Annotated in this window: 19 protein-coding genes; 10 read left to right on the top strand and 9 right to left on the bottom strand. The window is 71.9% G+C overall.

Features of this window, described 5'->3' with window-relative positions; genetic code table 11:
* Nucleotides 1-174: 174 nt before the first annotated feature.
* Nucleotides 175-720 (bottom strand): hypothetical protein, encoded by a 546-nt coding sequence (locus G514_RS0108460; RefSeq protein WP_028651399.1) that lies wholly within the window; start codon nt 718-720, stop codon nt 175-177.
* 137 nt (nt 721-857) lie between these two features.
* On the opposite strand from G514_RS0108460, the gene G514_RS0108465 reads away from it, so the two are divergent.
* Nucleotides 858-1,373 carry a hypothetical protein gene (locus tag G514_RS0108465; protein ID WP_157544666.1) on the top strand — a complete coding sequence of 172 codons (516 nt, stop codon included), beginning with the start codon at nt 858-860 and terminating at the stop codon, nt 1,371-1,373.
* Nucleotides 1,374-1,391: 18 nt separating this feature from the next.
* Nucleotides 1,392-1,901: a hypothetical protein gene (locus tag G514_RS0108470; RefSeq protein WP_157544667.1), complete on the top strand. Its 510-nt coding sequence runs from the start codon at nt 1,392-1,394 to the stop codon at nt 1,899-1,901.
* Between the two features lie 55 nt (nt 1,902-1,956).
* Here G514_RS0108470 and G514_RS0108475 read toward each other — a convergent pair whose 3' ends face one another.
* Complete coding sequence (locus G514_RS0108475; RefSeq protein WP_028651402.1) at nt 1,957-2,382, bottom strand: nuclear transport factor 2 family protein; 426 nt, start codon at nt 2,380-2,382, stop codon at nt 1,957-1,959.
* A gap of 207 nt (nt 2,383-2,589) precedes the next feature.
* Between G514_RS0108475 and G514_RS0108480 the strand changes: the two genes are divergently transcribed.
* The gene (locus G514_RS0108480; protein ID WP_028651403.1) at nt 2,590-3,525 is read left to right on the top strand and encodes a hypothetical protein; all 936 of its coding nucleotides are present in this window, start codon (nt 2,590-2,592) and stop codon (nt 3,523-3,525) included.
* 80 nt (nt 3,526-3,605) lie between these two features.
* Here G514_RS0108480 and G514_RS0108485 read toward each other — a convergent pair whose 3' ends face one another.
* Entirely contained in the window at nt 3,606-4,031 is a 426-nt protein-coding gene (locus tag G514_RS0108485) for a hypothetical protein (RefSeq protein WP_157544668.1), read from the bottom strand.
* A gap of 66 nt (nt 4,032-4,097) precedes the next feature.
* A complete protein-coding gene (locus tag G514_RS0108490) occupies nt 4,098-4,607 on the bottom strand; it encodes a CGNR zinc finger domain-containing protein (protein ID WP_028651405.1) in 510 nt (169 codons plus the stop codon).
* Between the two features lie 57 nt (nt 4,608-4,664).
* Between G514_RS0108490 and G514_RS0108495 the strand changes: the two genes are divergently transcribed.
* The 3 genes from G514_RS0108495 (at nt 4,665) to G514_RS0108505 (ending at nt 7,656) form a co-directional block, all read left to right on the top strand.
* The gene (locus tag G514_RS0108495) at nt 4,665-5,453 is read left to right on the top strand and encodes an alpha/beta hydrolase family protein (RefSeq protein ID WP_028651406.1); all 789 of its coding nucleotides are present in this window, start codon (nt 4,665-4,667) and stop codon (nt 5,451-5,453) included.
* Between the two features lie 22 nt (nt 5,454-5,475).
* The gene (locus G514_RS0108500; protein WP_028651407.1) at nt 5,476-6,360 is read left to right on the top strand and encodes a TIGR03619 family F420-dependent LLM class oxidoreductase; all 885 of its coding nucleotides are present in this window, start codon (nt 5,476-5,478) and stop codon (nt 6,358-6,360) included.
* Nucleotides 6,361-6,507: 147 nt separating this feature from the next.
* Complete coding sequence (locus G514_RS0108505; RefSeq protein WP_036564177.1) at nt 6,508-7,656, top strand: hypothetical protein; 1,149 nt, start codon at nt 6,508-6,510, stop codon at nt 7,654-7,656.
* A gap of 31 nt (nt 7,657-7,687) precedes the next feature.
* Here G514_RS0108505 and G514_RS0108510 read toward each other — a convergent pair whose 3' ends face one another.
* The gene (locus G514_RS0108510; protein WP_028651409.1) at nt 7,688-8,290 is read right to left on the bottom strand and encodes a GNAT family N-acetyltransferase; all 603 of its coding nucleotides are present in this window, start codon (nt 8,288-8,290) and stop codon (nt 7,688-7,690) included.
* A gap of 81 nt (nt 8,291-8,371) precedes the next feature.
* Here G514_RS0108510 and G514_RS0108515 point away from each other — a divergent pair, with 81 nt between their 5' ends.
* Both G514_RS0108515 and G514_RS0108520 read left to right on the top strand, forming a co-directional pair.
* Nucleotides 8,372-9,205 (top strand): SDR family oxidoreductase, encoded by an 834-nt coding sequence (locus G514_RS0108515; protein WP_211222088.1) that lies wholly within the window; start codon nt 8,372-8,374, stop codon nt 9,203-9,205.
* A gap of 128 nt (nt 9,206-9,333) precedes the next feature.
* Nucleotides 9,334-10,491: a sulfotransferase family protein gene (locus G514_RS0108520; protein ID WP_245582141.1), complete on the top strand. Its 1,158-nt coding sequence runs from the start codon at nt 9,334-9,336 to the stop codon at nt 10,489-10,491.
* 145 nt (nt 10,492-10,636) lie between these two features.
* On the opposite strand, the gene G514_RS0108530 is transcribed toward G514_RS0108520, so the two are convergent.
* Nucleotides 10,637-11,131 carry an RrF2 family transcriptional regulator gene (locus G514_RS0108530; protein WP_028651412.1) on the bottom strand — a complete coding sequence of 165 codons (495 nt, stop codon included), beginning with the start codon at nt 11,129-11,131 and terminating at the stop codon, nt 10,637-10,639.
* A 91-nt stretch (nt 11,132-11,222) separates the two neighbouring features.
* On the opposite strand from G514_RS0108530, the gene G514_RS0108535 reads away from it, so the two are divergent.
* A complete protein-coding gene (locus tag G514_RS0108535; protein WP_028651413.1) occupies nt 11,223-11,966 on the top strand; it encodes an SDR family oxidoreductase in 744 nt (247 codons plus the stop codon).
* 4 nt (nt 11,967-11,970) lie between these two features.
* Here G514_RS0108535 and G514_RS0108540 read toward each other — a convergent pair whose 3' ends face one another.
* A complete protein-coding gene (locus G514_RS0108540; protein WP_028651414.1) occupies nt 11,971-12,930 on the bottom strand; it encodes an AraC family transcriptional regulator in 960 nt (319 codons plus the stop codon).
* A gap of 82 nt (nt 12,931-13,012) precedes the next feature.
* Between G514_RS0108540 and G514_RS0108545 the strand changes: the two genes are divergently transcribed.
* Complete coding sequence (locus G514_RS0108545; protein WP_211222089.1) at nt 13,013-13,531, top strand: anthrone oxygenase family protein; 519 nt, start codon at nt 13,013-13,015, stop codon at nt 13,529-13,531.
* 43 nt (nt 13,532-13,574) lie between these two features.
* Here the strand turns inward: G514_RS0108545 and G514_RS0108550 are convergent, their stop codons facing one another.
* Together G514_RS0108550 and G514_RS0108555 are read right to left on the bottom strand one after the other, a co-directional pair.
* On the bottom strand, nt 13,575-14,864 hold the full coding sequence (locus tag G514_RS0108550; protein ID WP_028651416.1) for an MFS transporter: 1,290 nt from the start codon (nt 14,862-14,864) through the stop codon (nt 13,575-13,577).
* 42 nt (nt 14,865-14,906) lie between these two features.
* The gene (locus G514_RS0108555; protein ID WP_245582142.1) at nt 14,907-16,319 is read right to left on the bottom strand and encodes a cytochrome P450; all 1,413 of its coding nucleotides are present in this window, start codon (nt 16,317-16,319) and stop codon (nt 14,907-14,909) included.
* Between the last annotated feature and the right edge of the window lie 99 nt (nt 16,320-16,418).

A 16,418-nucleotide genomic window follows, 5' to 3' on the forward strand; every position in this document is an offset into this window, starting at 1 on the left:
GCTGACGCAGGTGCCCGCGCTGCGGTGATCTCGACAAGCTCGATCAGCGGTGGCCCGGCACGTGCCTTCCCGGCGGGCTGGCGCGCGGCGGGTGGCCGGTGCTGTCGAGATGGGCGCCGTCGAGCGGAGTGCTCTCTAAGCAACCTTGACTGCGGAGGACCTGCTTCGCTGCGCTCAGCGGATCTTGACCCGGACCTCGTTGGAGACGTTGGGGCCGTCAGTGTCGCGCACGCGGAACCTGTTGACGCCGGACTGGGCGGTCTGGACGTAGGTGGAGAAGGTCTCGCCGCTGACCACGGCGTCGACGGCGGCGAAGTCGTCCCACTTGCCGTTCTCGAAGCGCTGCACCTGGACCACGGCGCCCTCGCCTCCGGGGTAGACGCCGGTCAGGTAGATCTCCTCCATCGGGCCGACCTCGGTCGAGGCGGCCGACAGCGAGATCGCGAACTCCGGCGGCGCGTCGGACGACGGCGGGCCGCTCGGGGTCTGCTCGCCGGGCTGGAGCGTGATCTGCGGCCCGGTCTCCTGCAGCGTGTCGGAGGGCTTCGGGAGGTACATCGACTGCTGGCTCGAGGCGGTGCCGCCCTCGTCGTCGCCGCCGAGGCCGAGCATCGAGGTGGCGGCGAGCGCTCCCCCGCTGACGAGGAGCCCGACCACCACGCCCACGCCCGCGAGTGCGGCCAGGCCGGACAGGACCGGGTGGCCTTCGTCGTCGCTCAACGCGGAGGTCCTTTCCGTGAGCTGGTCCTGTCGTGGGGGTACGACGCCGCCATTGTCGGCCAGGATCCCTCGGCGATCCAACCAGCGGCGCCGCCGGGACCCGTGTCGTCGAGCGGCAGGTCTGGTCTGATGACATCGTGCAGAACCCCTTGGCGAAGCAGCGCGCGCTCCTCGCGCTCCGGGCGCAGGCGGCCCGGTGGCTCGCCGACCACGACGCCGACCTCCTCGCACGCGGGCTCGGGTTCACGGCCGAGGACGTCGCCGCGGTCGAGGCCTCGCGCGCGGCCCACCCGGCGCCGACCGAGAAGCCCGGCCCCGGCACCTACGTCTCGATGGTCTGGGTCGGGCTGAAGGCGACGTTCCAGAGCTATCCGGACAGCCTCGACCTCTCCGACCCGAGGCTCGCACCGGTAGCCGGCCTCAGCTTCCCGGCGTACGCCACCGCCGCCGCGGCGATCGGCTGGGCGACCGACGACGAGGACCTGGTCGCCCGCGTGACCGCCGCGCTCGGCGTGACGCCGGCCGACTGGGAGGCCGCGATCGAGGGATGGACCGAGCGCATCAAGGACGACGTCGTGATCGCGACGATGTACGGGCAGCTGTTCGCCCAGGTCGGCGCCCTGCCCATGAAGGGCTCCCCGGCCGCGCCGTGACCCGCTAGTTTCCCCTCCATGCCTCAGGACCCGGCGGCCATGGGCCGCGCGATTCAGGCGATCATGGCGCAGGCCGGCGCGTGGGTGACGCAGTACAAGGCAGACCTCGCGGCGCGCGGCCTCGGCTTCACGCCCGACGACCTGACGGCCGTCGCGGCGTCAGCCACCGCTCACCCCACCCCGCCCGCCGCCGCCGACCCGGCCGCGGAGGCCGCCGAGATGGAGCAGGTGCGCCAGGCGGCGCTCACGGCGGAGTACCCCGAGACCGGCTTCGCGCCCGACGACCCGCGACTCGCACCGGTGGGCATGCCGCTCGTGACCTACGCCATCGCGGCGAAGGCGGTCGGCTGGGCCAACGGCGACGACGCGCTGGTCCAGCGGGTGGTCACGGCCCTGGGCCACACGCGCGAGGACTACGACGCCGCCGGCGCGCACTGGACGCCGCTGCTCAAGACCGACATGGCGGTGGCGACGCTCTACGGTCAGCTGTTCGCGAACGTCGGGGAGCTGCCGGCCAGACCTGCCTAGCGGCCACCCGGCACGGCGGCCAGGGCTGCGCGGGTGAACGTCGACGGCGGAGCCATCAGAGGTTCTGCCTCCAGACGATCTCCTCGTGCAGCCGCCGGCTCCGCCAGCCGTCCGGCGTACGCGTCATCGAGTGGTGGTAGAGGCCGCCGAGCTCGACCACCTTCGTGCCGCCCTGGCCGTCGTCCATCGGCATCGGGTTGTGGAAGTACGCCGATACCTCGGCGTCGTCGCCGTCGAGCCGGATGTCGACCTGGCCGAGCGTGTGCATCCGCTTCGGGAAGAACGCCGGCAGCACCTCGGCGAGCCACGGCTTCACCTCGGCGAAGCCCGCCGCGATGCCGCCGGACTCCGTGTAGTCGATCCGCGCGTCCGGGGTGAACACCGTGTCCAGCCGGTCCCAGTCACCGGTGTCGATGGCCCGCGTGTAGCGGACCAGGACGTCGTTGATCTCCGCGCGGTCGCTCAGCTCCTGGAGGTCCACGGCGGGAGGATCGCACACAACTGAAACGTGTTCTAGGGCAGCCTCTACCGCGCGGACCCCAGCCGACCCGAGCAATGGCCCGTTGTCGCTATTCAACGCCGGCACACGCGGTCCTAGTTTCGAGAAGTGTCGGCGATTCGTGGAAAGCGATCCGGCCGACCCGATGCGGCCCCTGGGCCGTCATCCCATCCCGAGAGGAAACCCGCTATGAGAAGCTCGTTCGTCGCTGCCGCGCTGGGCGCGGCATCGCTGACCTTGGCCCTGCCAGCCGTCGCCACGGCCGACCCAGTCACCGCAGGTGAGCCGGCACCGCGGCACGCCGATGCCCTCGAGCGTGTCGCGGCCAAGGCCACCGGCGTCGTCGTCGGCCAGATCGCGGCACTCCCGACGTCATGCGGCTCGGCGTTCACCCTTTTCATGTCCGCCGAGTCCGGTCCGCCCAGCTTCACGATCCCCTCCAACGGTGTCCTGACCACCTGGTCGCACCTGGCGAACGCGACGCCCGGATCGGCCCGGCTCGTCGTGGTCGGGCCGTCCGCTGTACCCGGCCACCGCACCGTCCTCGGCACCAGCGCCCTGCAGCCCGTCGCGGTCAACGCCCTCAACTCCTTCCCGACCCGGATCCCGGTCACGGCCGGGACCGCGATCGCGCTCCAGACGACGGTCCCCGGCATGGCATGCGTCGGGGCAACGGTCGTGGGCGACGCCGTCGCCGGTGCCGCCGCTCCCTACGACCCCGCGACCAACGTCGACCTGCCGAACAGCGTTGCCCAAGCCGGGATCCGGATCAACGTCGCGGCCGTCCTCGAGCCGGACGCCGACGGCGACGGCTACGGCGACGTCAGCCAGGACGCCTGCCCCGTGTCGGCGCAGACCCAGGCGGTGTGCCCGGCACCGGACACCACGATCAAGAAGCAGCCGCCCAGGGTCGGTCACAACCGGTTCGTCACGATCAAGTTCAAGTCGACCGTCCCCGGCTCGACGTTCACGTGCAGCGTCGACGGCAAGAAGTTCAAGCCGTGCTCCTCGCCGTTCGACAAGCGGCTCGGGCTCGGCCGTCACAAGGTGAAGATCCTGGCGACCAGCGGGGTCGGCATCGTGGAGGCGAAGCCAGCCACCGTGAAGTTCCGGATCACCCGGTAGCACGCTGATCCATCGGCACCCGGCGCCGGCGGCACCCGCCGCCGGCACCGCGGCACTTCCTGCGCGGCGGGCCAGCCCGTTCAGCAGATGTCGCCGTCGCCGGCCCACCGGCGCCAGTGGGAGCCGACCGGGCCGCCGGGCCGGTGGGCCACCCGGAACCGCAACCGGGTGTAGGCGACCGAGCCGTCCGCACAGGCGCCGAGCCGGTCGGCCCGGAGCACGATCCGACCCGGACGCGCGTAGTAGCCGCCCTCCGGCCGCAGCAGCCAGGTCACGCCGCGTCCGGTGGTGGCGTGGCGTCCCCAGCGCTTCCACACGAGGTGGGCGACCTCGCCCGAGGGGTCACCGCCGTTGTAGAGGTGCCGCGGGTGAGCCGTGCCCCAGCCGGCGCCGGTCGGCTGGGCGTGGGCCGGCGAGCCGAGCACCGGCGGGTCGTCAGCGGCGGCGGTGACCGGCGTCAGCGTGGCCGCGAGGACCACGGCCGTCAGCAGGGGGATGGAGGGCACCAGGAGACGGAGGGAGCGCACACCCCGAAGACGCCCGAGGAGCGGCGACGGGTTGCCGGTGCCCTGTCACGATCCGGTCTCGCTCCTGCGCCGTCGGTAGGCGCGGGCCGCAGCCCGGTCGTTGCACAGGGTGCAGCAGTAGCGACGGGTGCCGGCGCGGGTGCGGTCGACGTACGCGCAGCGGCAGGGGTCGCTCGCGCAGATGCCGAGCCGGCCCACGCCGTGCTCGGCCGCGTGCAGCGCGACGGCGAACAGGAGCCGGGCGCGCAGGTCGCCGCTCACGGTCAGCCCGTCGGGGCCCACCTGGACCACCGCCTCCGCGTAGAGGAGCGCGACGTTGAGCACCGCGCGCGCCTCGTCGGCGTCGACGCACTCGAAGATCGTGCGGATCGTCGCGCGCAGCGACTGGAGCATCGGCAGGTCGTCGTCACGCTGGGCGGCCGCGAGCTCCGGGTGGCCGTTGCGCTCGAGCGCGCGGCGCCACCAGACCAGGTCGTGGGCCATCCGGTCGGGCGGGTCCTCGAGCAGGTCGACGGAGTTCAGCAGCAGGACGGCCAGGTCCAGGTCGTCGGTCACGGGCGATTCCTTCATCAGTTGCTTGACGGATCATGCTACTGACGCTTGACTCTGCGCGTGAGTGCGACACCCGCGGCCGCTCCGTCCGTCACGTCGACGACCGCCGTCGACGACGTCCGCCTCGAGGTGCCCGGCCAGGACCACGAGGTCCGCGCCTGGCTCGTGAGGGGCGGCGACGACGGCACGGGGCGGCCCGCGGTCCTGTGGCTCCACTGGCTCGGCTACCGTCACAACGACCGCGCCGAGTTCCTCGCGCTCGCGGTCCAGCTCGCCTCGCGCGGTGTCGTCTCGCTGCTACCGGCCGGGCACTTCCCGTGGGTCCCCGACCCGGACGGCACCGCGCAGGACGTGGCCCGCGTGAGCGAGCAGGTCGACGCGCACACGGTCGCCCTCGACCACCTCGCGGCGCAGCCGGGCGTCGACCCAGCCCGGATCGCGGTGGTCGGTCACGACTACGGCGGGATGTACGCCGCCCTCCTCGCCGCGCGCGACGCGCGAGTCTCGGCGCTGGCGCTGCAGGCGCTCGACTCGGCGTGGGGCGGCTGGTTCGCGACGTACTGGCTGAGGCTCGAGGGCCAGGCGCGGGCCGACTACTCCCGCCGGTTCGCCGGCCTCGAGCCCCTGGACCGGGTCGCGGAGCTGGCCGGTCGACTCGGCGACCGGATGCTCCTCCAGTGGGCCGGCAAGGACACCTTCGTCTCCGAGGACGTGCGGGCGGCGTACGCCGCGGCGAACGGCGACGCGCGCAGCATCGTCTACGAGGGCGCCGACCACATGCTCGACGACCGGGCCGCGGTCGACCTCGTGGCGTTCCTCGCGGAGACCCTGGGGCTCGACCAAAACTGAAACACGTTCTAGTCTGGCGGCCATGCGGTTCACCTACGCCGAGGCGATGACCCAGGCGAGCTTCTACGCACCGCTGGCGCAGGCCGCCGAGGCAGCGGGCTACACGAGCATGACGGTGGCCGACAGCCTGATCTACCCGCAGGAGTCCGACTCGAAGTACCCCTACACCGACACCGGGGACCGGGAGTTCCTCGACGGCAAGGAGTTCATCGAGACGATGGTGCTGTGTGCGCACCTGTTCGCGCTGACGAGCACGCTGCGCCTCACGCCGTTCGTGCTCAAGCTGCCGGTGCGCCCGCCGGTGCTGGTGGCCAAGCAGGCCTCGTCGATCGCGTTCCTCTCCGACAACCGGCTCGGGCTCGGGGTCGGCATCTCGCCGTGGCCCGAGGACTTCGCCGCGCTGGGCGTCTCGTGGGAGAAGCGCGGCAAGCGGATGGACGAGTGCATGGACATCCTTCGCGGCCTGACCGACCCGGCCGGCGACTTCTTCGGCTTCCAGGGCGAGTTCTACGACGTCGAGCCGCTCAAGCAGTGCCCCGCCCCGACCGAGCGCATCCCCCTGCTCGTGGGCGGCCACGCCGACGCCGCGCTGCGGCGCGCGGTGCGCAAGGGCGACGGCTGGATGCACGCCGGCGGCGACGGCGAGGAGCTCGACCGGCTGCTCACGCGGCTCGCCGAGATCCGGCAGGAGGAGGGCGACACCCGCGACGACTTCGAGGTGCACGTCATCTCCTACGACGCCTACGACCTCGACGGGATCAAGCGCCTCGAGGACAAGGGCGTGACCGACTGCATCGTCGGCTTCCGGGTGCCCTACATCAAGGGGCCGGACACCGAGCCCCTCGAGAAGAAGATCGAGCACCTCGAGCGCTACGCCGAGACCATCATCGCGAAGGCGAACGGGTGAGCGCACTGCCGCTGGTTGAGGAAGGCGCGCTAGCGCCTGTCTCGAAACCACCACACCCGCGCGCCCACGTGATCCCGACAGTCCCAGCCTCGGCTCCAGAGGTTTCGGGACGGTCGCTGCGCGACCTCCTCAACCACCGGACGAGCAATGTCTGAGTCGTGGGACCTGACGCGGCCCCTGAGAGAGGCGATCGCCGAGGCCGAGGAGCTCGTCGCCAACGCGCCGTTCATCCGGACCGAGCAGGACCGGCTCGAGGGCTACGACTACCTCGCCGGCCGGATCCGGATGGCCATGCAGATGGCCTTCGACTACGACCTCGACCGGCCGTTGTTCGTAAACCCCACCCACCAGTTCTCGCGGCAGGGGCTCGACAACCCGGACGCGATCTACTTCAACGCCTTCCTCCGTGAGGGGGTGGAGTACGTCGTCCGCGGATGCCGCGGGACCAGCGCCGACCTGTCCTTCCAGGTGATGTGCGGGCAGTACACCGCGGACTCGGCCGCCACCTCGCTCATGGCCTTCGACGACCGCGAGCTCGACCTCGCGGCCGACGGCACCTTCGAGTTCACCTACGTCGCCGAGCCCGGTGCCAAGTCGATGATCGTCCGCGAGGTCTTCAACGACTGGGACACCGAGGAGCGTGGCACGCTCACCATCGAGCGCACCGACACGCTCGGGCGACCGGCGCGGCCGCTGACCCGCGACCTGCTCGCGAAGAAGTACGACGTCGCCGCGCGCTCGCTGGTCGGCTCGATCCAGACGTGGTTCGCCTTCCCCCACTTCTTCCAGTACAAGGAGCCGGTCAACACGCTGACCGCGCCGCGGTCGACGCCCGGTGGCCTGGCGTCCCAGCGCTCGTCGATCGGCCACTACGAGCTCGACGACGACCAGGCCTTGGTCATCACCGTCCCGCGCTGCGACGACTGCAGCTACCAGGCCGCGCAGGTCGGCTCGGACTGGTACGCCTCCACCGACTACGAGACCCACCAGACCTCGCTCACCAAGGCGCAGGCGGTCACCGACCCCGACGGCAGGATGAGGTTCGTCGTCTCGGAGCAGGACCCCGGCATCGCGAACTGGCTCGAGACCACCGGCCACCGCACCGGCTCGCTGATGCTGCGCTGGCAGCGGCTCGAGCGCGACCTCACCCAGGACGCCGACGGGCCGACCGTGGAGGTGGTGCCGTTCGCCGACGTACGGTCGCACCTGCCGTACTACTCCCCGATCTCGGCAGAGGAGTACGCCGCCCGCATCACCGCCCGCCAGCGCGCCGTGGCGCGCCGGATGATCTCGTAGCGTCCGGCTCGGCCCCGTCGCCAGCGGGGGCTCAGCCGGCCGGCGCCACCACCTTGCTCATCACGCAGTTGCCCTGGCCCTTGGGCCGGACGTAGGTGAAGCCCGCCTCCTCGTAGGAGTGGCGGGTGAGGTTGTAGAGCCAGGACGCGCTCATCTTCTTGGCCGGGTCGCGGACCGAGAGGTCGTGCGGGTAGCCCTCGACCACGCCTCCGCCGGCCTGCGCGATGAGGTCGAGCGCACCTCGGAGCGCCAGCCGGCCGAGACCCTTGCCGCGGTGCGACTTGGCGACGTTGATGCAGGTGATCCGGTAGTCGGGCGGGGCGCAGCCGGCCGCAGCCGCATCGGCGTCGTACTGCTTGCGGTGGTGGACGTTGGGCAGCTCGGACGGCGTGCCGTACTCCGCCCACGCCACGGCGTCCGGCCCGTCGTAGACGAGCGCGGCGTGGGCGATGCCGGCCTCGACCATGCGCTTCTTGAACTGCGGGTTCGGCTCGCCCTCGCCGCGACCGTCGGTGACGCCGTGGTGGAACCACACGCACCAGCACCCGCTGAACAGACCGGTGTTGCGCTCGACCAGGCCGGCGAAGTCGGGCCACGTCTCCGGCGTGAGGGCCTTGATCGCGTAGTCGCTCATGGGGTCAGCGTAGGAACGGTTCCGGACGAGCTCCTTCCGTGACGGCTCGACCAAAACTGAAACACGTTCTAGTCTGACGCCGTGACCACCACCTCCACCCACCACGCGACGCCGGTCGCCGACGCCTACGAGCCCGTCCCGCTGCTCGAGGACAAGGTCATCGTCCTGTCGGGGGTCGGCCCCGGCCTGGGCCGCTCGCTCGGCGAGGAGGCCGCCCGGATGGGCGCAGACCTCGTGCTCGTCAGCCGCACCGAGCGGCGACTCGAGAAGATGGCCGAGATCGTGCGCTCGCACGGCCGGCGCGCGCTCGTCGTACCGACCGACATCACCGACGAGGACTCACGCGCCGAGCTGGTGGAGCGGGCGCTGGCGGAGTTCGGCCGGGTCGACTGCCTGATCAACAACGCGTTCGGCATCCCGCCGATGGACCCGATCAGCACGGTCCCCCTCGAGGCCCTGCGCGCGGCCAACGAGACGAACGTGTTCGCGCCGCTGCGGCTCTCCGCGCTGTTCGCCGACGCGCTGGCGGCCTCGCACGGGTCGATCATCATGCTGAACTCCTGCGTGGTGTTCAGCTCGCAGCCGGAGTACGCCGGCTACAAGCTCTCCAAGGGCGCGCTCGAGCACCTCGCCTCGTCGCTGGCCACCGAGCTCGGCCCGCGCGGCATCCGGGTCAACTCGGTCGCGCCGTCCTACATCTACGAGGACGTCAACAAGGGCTACTTCGACTGGCTCGCCTCGGAGGCCGGCGTCACCCACGACGTCGTCTACGCCGAGAAGGCCGCCCCTACCGACCTCAAGCGGCTCGCCTCGCCCGAGGAGGTCGCCCGGGCGGCGCTGTTCCTCGCCTCCGACCTGGCCTCCGCGGTCACCGGCCAGATGCTGACCGTCGACTGCGGCGAGTTCCACGACTAGGCCATGCCCGCGCTCCGCTCTCGTCCTAAGACCAGATCAGCGCAATCGCGCCCATTCGGTCTTGTTTCACGCGTGAAACCGAGCACGTCCGGCGCGAATGCGCTGATTGTGCACCTACCGGAGCGGCGATGAGCGACAACATCATGGTGCGCGAGCGCGCCGACGTCGGGTCGTACGACGACATCGTCGCGGCCGCGCAGCGCACGACCGGCCTCGGCGGCTTCGGCGGCAGCGCGCACGAGGAGGGGCTGCGGATCCTGGTCGACGACCTCGCCTCGCCCGAGGCCGGCCTGACGCCGCGAGGCAACTACTTCCAGCGCTCCGAGGTCAAGAGCGCGCTGGTCGGCGTACTGCTGACCGAGGCGCAGTTCGCGGCGCACCCCGAGCACCGCGACGTGCCGATCGAGCGGCCGGTGTTCCTGATGGGGCTGCCGCGCACCGGCACCACTGCGCTGCACCGCTACCTGCACGCGGACCCCTCCACCCAGGGGCTGGAGATGTGGCTGACGCAGTACCCCCAGCCGCGCCCGCCCCGCGAGACCTGGGAGCAGGACCCGATCTTCACGGTCATGCAGCAGGCGTTCACCGCGCACCACGTGGAGAGCCCGGAGTTCATGGGGATCCACTACATGGACGCGACGACCGTCGAGGAGTGCTGGCGGCTGCTGAGGCAGACCGGCAAGTCCAACTCCTACGAGTCGCTCGCCAACCTGCCGCGATACCGCGACTGGCTGCGGGGTCAGGACTGGACCGACGCCTATGCCCGCCACAAGCAGAACCTCCAGCTCGTCGGCCTCAACGACGTCGACAAGCGCTGGATCCTGAAGAACCCCTCGCACATGACCGCGCTCGACGCGCTGATGACCGTCTACCCCGACGCACTGGTCGTCTACACGCACCGCGACCCGGTCACGTGCATCGCGTCGTCGGCGTCGCTGTCGGCCGAGACCACGGCGGGTCACTCGACGACGTACGTCGGCGAGGTCATCGGCCGCACCCAGCTCGACCTGTGGTCACGTGCGTTCCACGCGTTCCACGACGCGCGGCCGCGCTACGACCAGGCGCAGTTCGCGGACGTGGCGTTCGCGGACCTGCGCGACGACCCGCTCGGGGTGACGCGCGGGATCTACGAGCAGTTCGGCCTGGACTGGACGCCCGAGGCCGAGGCCGCGATCACCGCGCTCGACCGGGAGTCCAAGTCGGGCCACGCGGCGCCGCGGCACGACTACTCGCTCGACGACTACGGCCTCACCGAGCGCCAGGTGCGGGAGGCGTTCGACCGGTGACGCCCGAGCGCTGGTGATGAAGGCGGACCGCATGATGGGGCGACCGTCCGAGGACTGGATCGTCGCCCTCGTCGAGGAGCGCGAGCGTCGCGAGCGTGCCCAGCAGGAGGGCGAGAGCTCGCCCGGCTGAGCAGCGATCCGGCCTCTACGCAGTGGTGCCGGCTGAGCCCGTCGCGAGCCAGTCGCGCGCCCGCGCGAAGGTCTGGGCGCCGTTCTCGCGCTCGACGGTGCCGACCACGTCGGCGATGGTCACCCCCGCCAAGGACGAGCGCCACGCATGGTCGGCGGCGTACATCACCCGCGCGACGCCGCACGCGCGCCGGCAGGCCTGGGGCGAGGCCGGCAACGGTCCGTTCTGGCGGATCTCGGTGCAGCGGAACGCCGGCTCGTCGCCCTCGATGGCGAGGACCACGTCGAGGACGGTGATCTCGTCGGCGGGCCGGGTGAGCACGTAGCCGCCGGTGCGGCCCTCGGTCGCCGTCACGAGCCCGGCGCGGGAGAGCTGTTGCAGGTGCTTGGCGAGATAGGTGCGCGAGACGCCGTGGAACTCCGCGAGCCGCGGCACCGGCACGGGCTCGTCGGCCTGGCTCAGCAGGATGCAGCAGTGCACGGCCCACTCGACGCCGGCGGACATCTTCATGCGGCGAGCGTACCCGGATGACAACTGTCCGAGTTCATGGTTGACTCTTACTAGGACAATAGACATCCGAGTATCGAGGAGAGGTTCTGCCATGCGCATCGCTGTCGCCGGCGCCACCGGACAGGTCGGCTCCCAGGTCACCGCACTCGCCCGCAAGGAGGGTCACGAGGTCGTCGAGATCTCGCGCGAGACCGGGTTCGACCTGACCGACCCCGACACGACCCGGCTCGAGGCGGCACTGCAGGGCGTGGATGCCGTCGTCGAGGTCACGTCGTTCCCGGCGATCGACGAGGCGGCGTCGACGGAGTTCTTCACCACCGTCGCCACCAACCTCGGCCGGGCGGCGACCGCCGCCGGCGTGCCGCGCAGCGTCGTGCTCTCGATCGTCGGCCTCGACGAGAGCCAGGACTACCCCTACTACCGCGCCAAGCTCGCCCACGAGCGGGCCACCCGCGCGGCCGCGCCGGGCGCGCTCGTGCTGCGGGCGACGCAGTTCCACGACTTCGCGCGGCAGATGCTCGAGTGGAACACCGACGGCGGCGTCGCCCGCATCATGGACGTGCCGACCCAGCCGGTCGACACCGCCGAGATCGCCCAGGTGCTGCTCGAGCTCGCGACCGGCGAGCTCGACGGCGACGTCGACCTCGCCGGGCCGAAGCCGGAGCGGCTCGTCGACCTCGTGCGGAGGTACGCCGAGCACGTCGGCGCGGACGTCGTCGTCGAGCCCGACGCTGCGGTGCCGAGCATGGCCGGCGGCTCGATCCTCCCGGGCGACGGCGCACTGATCCGCGGCATCGACTGGCAGACCTGGCTGGCGGCCCAGCCGCGGAGCTGACCCGCTAGACGGCGGCGGGAGCGGCCGGGTCGGCCCCCCGCCGCCGGTGGTCGCGAGGGCTGATCCCGCGCTCCCGCTTGAACGCCGCACTCAGGGCGAACGGCGTCGCGTAGCCGACCTTCCGCGCGACCGAGCCGATCGTGGCGTCCGCCTCGAGGAGCAGGTCGGCGGCGAGCGCGATGCGCCACGCGGTGAGGAACGCCATCGGCGGCTCGCCGACCAGCTCGGCGAACCGGCGCGCGAACGACGCGCGCGACACCCCCGACCGCGCGGCCAGCTCGGCCACCGTCCACGGGAGCTCGGGGTGGTGCTGCATCAGCCGCAGGGCCGGGCCGACGACCGGGTCGCCCTGGGCGGCGTACCACGCCGGCGGGGCGGCGTCGGGCCGGTCGAACCACGTGCGGAGCAGCGTGATCAGGAGCAGGTCGAGCAGGCGGTCGAGCACGGCCTCCTGGCCCGGGGCGTCGCGCACCACCTCCTGGCCGAGCAGATCGATCAGCGGGGTGTCGAGCTCGGCCGCGCGCAGGACCATCGTGCGCGGCAGCGCGCGCAGCAGCCGCCGCGTCACTTCCCCCTCGAGCAGGTAGACGCCCGTCAGCAGCACGGTCTCGCCGGCGGCGCTGTTGCCCCAGCTGCGCACGCCCTGGCTCAGCTCCTCGACGACCGGGTGCCCGTCGACGGTCGTGCAGACCTGGCCGGGGTGGATGACCACCTGGGCCGGCGTGGCCGGGTCGTCGGCGAGGGTCCAGTGCTCCTCGCCCACCCACACCACGACGTCGCCGGCGTCCAGCCGGACCGGGGCGTCGCCGTCCGGGCAGACCCATGCATGGCCCCGGACGACCGCGGTCACCGACAGCGGCGCCTCGTCCTCCAGCCGGATCGACCAGGGCGCGTCGAGGAGGATGCGCAGCAGGAACGCACCGCGCGCGCGAGGTCCGTCGAGCAGCCCGGCGAGTCCGTCCATGCGCGCGACCGTAGACGCTCGCGTATGCAATTGCCAGATCCAGCCATGGATAGTCTCACGGATCGCCGATTGACTCGGGCTCATGACCTCCACCAGCACCGACCTGATGACCACCACCATGACCACGAGCGCCCGCGGGCCCGCCCTCCTCGCTGCCGCCGTCGTCGCCGGGCTGCAGGCCGGCACCTACTTCACCTGGGCCACCGGCGTGATGCCCGGGCTCGCCAGGGTCGACGACCGCACGTTCGTGCACGCGATGCAGCAGATGAACGTCGCGATCGTGAACCCCGTCTTCATCGCCACCTTCCTCGGCGCCCCGGTGCTCGCCGGCGCGGCCGCGGTGGTCGCGGGTCCGCAGGCGCGGCCGTGGGCGATCGCGGCCACCGCGCTGACCGTCGGCACGCTCGTGATCAGCTTCGCCGGCAACATCCCCCTCAACGACGCGCTCGACGGCGCCGGCCCGGTCGACCGGATCACGGACCTGGCGGCGGTCCGCGCCGACTTCGAGTCGCTCTGGGTGAAGCTGAACGTCGCGCGCACGCTCACCTCGACCGGTGCCCTCGCGGCCCTCGCGGTGGCGGCCCTGCGGTCGCGGGGCTGAGCGGGACCGGCTCGCCGGCTCGCGTCGACACGGGCCAGCGAGGTCAGGCCTCGCCCGCGGCCTGGCGCACCGCCCGCTCGGCGACGGCGTGCTCGTCGGTGCGGGCGTCGTAGGTCCAGAAGTCGCGCAGCCACACCGCGGTGAGGCCGACGCCGGCCACGCACGCGAGCCCACCGCTGGAGATCGCGCCGCGCACCGACCACAGGTCGGCGGTCACCCCGGCCCGGACCTGGCCGCCGAGCGGGCCGAGGGAGTAGGACAGCATCTCGATGCCGGCGAGGCGCCCGCGCATCGACTCGGGGATGGTCTGGCTCCAGACGGTGCCGCGGAAGACGCCGCTGATCATGTCGGCGGCTCCGGACAGCGCGAGGAAGACGCCCACCAGCCAGATCGACGGCATCAGGCCGGCGAGCGCGACCATCCCGCCGTACGCCGTCGCAGCCAGCACGATCGCCCGGCCGTGGTGGTGCACCCGCGACGTCCAGCCGCTCAGCGCGGTCGCGACGAGCGCGCCGACGGTCTCGGCGGAGTAGAGGAGCCCGAGGACCTGCGGCTTGTCGAAGACCTCCTCGGCCAGCGCGGGGAACAGCACGACCGGGAACGCCAGGAGCATCGCGGCGATGTCGACGAGGTAGGTGCCGAGCAGGTCGCGGCGGCTCAGCGCGTAGCTCAGGCCCTGGCGGATGCCGGCGAGCGAGGGCGGGGTGGTCTCGTCGCGGTGCGGGTAGGCGTTCATCAGCCAGAACATCAGCGAGGCGACCGACAGGCCGGCGATGTCGATGAGGAAGCACCAGCCGATGCCGACGTAGGCCACGAGCAGTCCGCCGACGGCCGGCCCGACCAGCACCCCGATCTGCATGCCGAGGCTCGTCAGGGCGTTGGCGGCGGCGAGCTGGTCGTGGGTGACCGTCCGCGGCATCAGGGCCTCGCGGCTCGGCCGCTGCATGGACGAGGTCGAGGCGAGGCCGACGCTGAGCACGAAGATCAGCCAGATCGAGGGGTCGTCGCGGAACGCGTTCGCGGCGAGCACCCCGGTGAACGTCGCCTGGGCGACCCCGCAGGCGACGAGCAGCCTGCGCCGGTCGACGTGGTCGGCCAGCGCTCCGCCGTACAGCCCGAAGACGACCAGCGGCGCCAGCTCGACCAGGCCGACCGCGCCGACCGCGAAGTTCGAGCCGGTGAGGGTGTAGATCTGGAACGGGATGGCGACGTAGGTGACCATCGCGCCGAAGTAGAAGACCGTGCCGGCGTAGAACAGCAGCCGGAAGTCGCGCGAGGAGCGGAGCGGGGTGACGTCGAGCCGCAGCGCGCGCAGGCGCTCACCCCAGGTCACGAGTGCGAAGCCTCTCAGGCCGAGGCGGCCAGGACGAAGCGGTTATCGGGCGGCGACCTCGACGCGCGCACCGTGTCGCGGCACCGAGGTGATGTTGCGGACCAGCGGCTCGTCGGTGCCGACCGCCGTGACGCCGACGGAGCGGAACACCTCGCGCAGCACGGCGACCCCCTCCATCATCGCGAAGCCGGCACCGATGCAGCGGCGGACGCCACCGCCGAACGGGATCCAGGTGTTGGGCGGCGGGTTGTGGCCGAGGAACCGCTCGGGGTCGAACCGCTCGGGGTGCTCGTAGTTGTCCTCGCGGCTGTGCGCGATGAGGATCGAGGGCCCGACGGTGGCGCCGCGCGGGATGTCGACACCGGCGATGGTCTGCGGCTTCATCAGCGTCCGGACCACCATGGGGATGACCGGGTGGAGCCGCATCGACTCCTTGAGCACGGCGTCGAGCCAGGCGTCGCCGTCGGCGTCGTCGGCATCCGCGGCTTCCTGGGTGCGGCGCATCAGGGCCGGGTCGCGCCCGAGCTCGTAGAGCGCCCAGGCGAGCGCCGTGGCCGTCGTCTCGTGGCCGGCGAGCAGCAGCGTGACAAGCTGGTCGCGCAGCTCGATGTCGCTCAGTCCTCCACCGGGCCCGTCGCCGCTCTCCGCACCCTCGCGGATCAGCCGGGACAGCACGTCGGTGCGCTCGGCGAGGTCGGGCGCCGTACGCCGCTCGCGGATCTCGGCGTACATCAGCTCGTCGAGCTCGACCTGGTTCTGCACCGCGGCCTTCCAGGGTCCGTAGCGGTGCAGCGCCGGGATCGTCCACACGAGCAGCACGGCCGGGCTGACGTTGACGGTCGCGGTGACCCGCGGCCGCAGGGCGGCGAGGCGCTTCTCGTCGGTGACGCCGAACACGACGCGCAGGATGACCTCGAGCGTGAGCACGTTCATCCGGTCGTGGCTGCGGAACGGCCGTCCCTCCGGCCAGTGCGCGACCTCGTCGCGCGCGAGCGCCGCGACCAGGCCCTGGTAGCCGCGCAGCGCCTGCCCGTTGAACGCCGGCATCAGCAGCTTGCGGGCGCGCTTGTGCTCGGCGCCGTCCTGGAGCAGCAGCGAGTGCTCGCCCATGACCGGGCCGAGGATCGCGTTGCCCTTCCCGGCGTGGAAGATCTCGGGGTCGCCGGCGAAGATCTCCTTCGCGTGCTCGGGCCGGGTGAAGAACACGAGCGGCCGCCCCTTGGGCATCAGGCGCACGGTGTAGACGTCGCCGTACGTGCGGTGCAGGTAGGGGTGGAACCAGTGCCGGAACCGCATCAGCGCCACCGTCTGCGCGAACGCCGGCCACCTCGGTCCGGCCGGCAGTCCCTTGAGGTCGACCTCGGGCAGCCCGCCCCCGCCGGCCAGCGTCATCCGCTCGAACCGCTGCTGGGTCAGCGCCCGGGTGTCGGTCTCGTCGTGCTCGAGGATGGCCACGGGTCCGAGGTTACTGAGACACCGTGTCTCCGGGCATCCGACCGCGGGTGGAGATGGGCAGTTTCACCGGGTACCCGGAGAAACTGCCGCTGACCGCAA

The sequence above is a fragment of the Nocardioides halotolerans DSM 19273 genome, from assembly GCF_000422805.1.
GTDB classification, from domain to species: Bacteria; Actinomycetota; Actinomycetes; order Propionibacteriales; family Nocardioidaceae; genus Nocardioides; species Nocardioides halotolerans.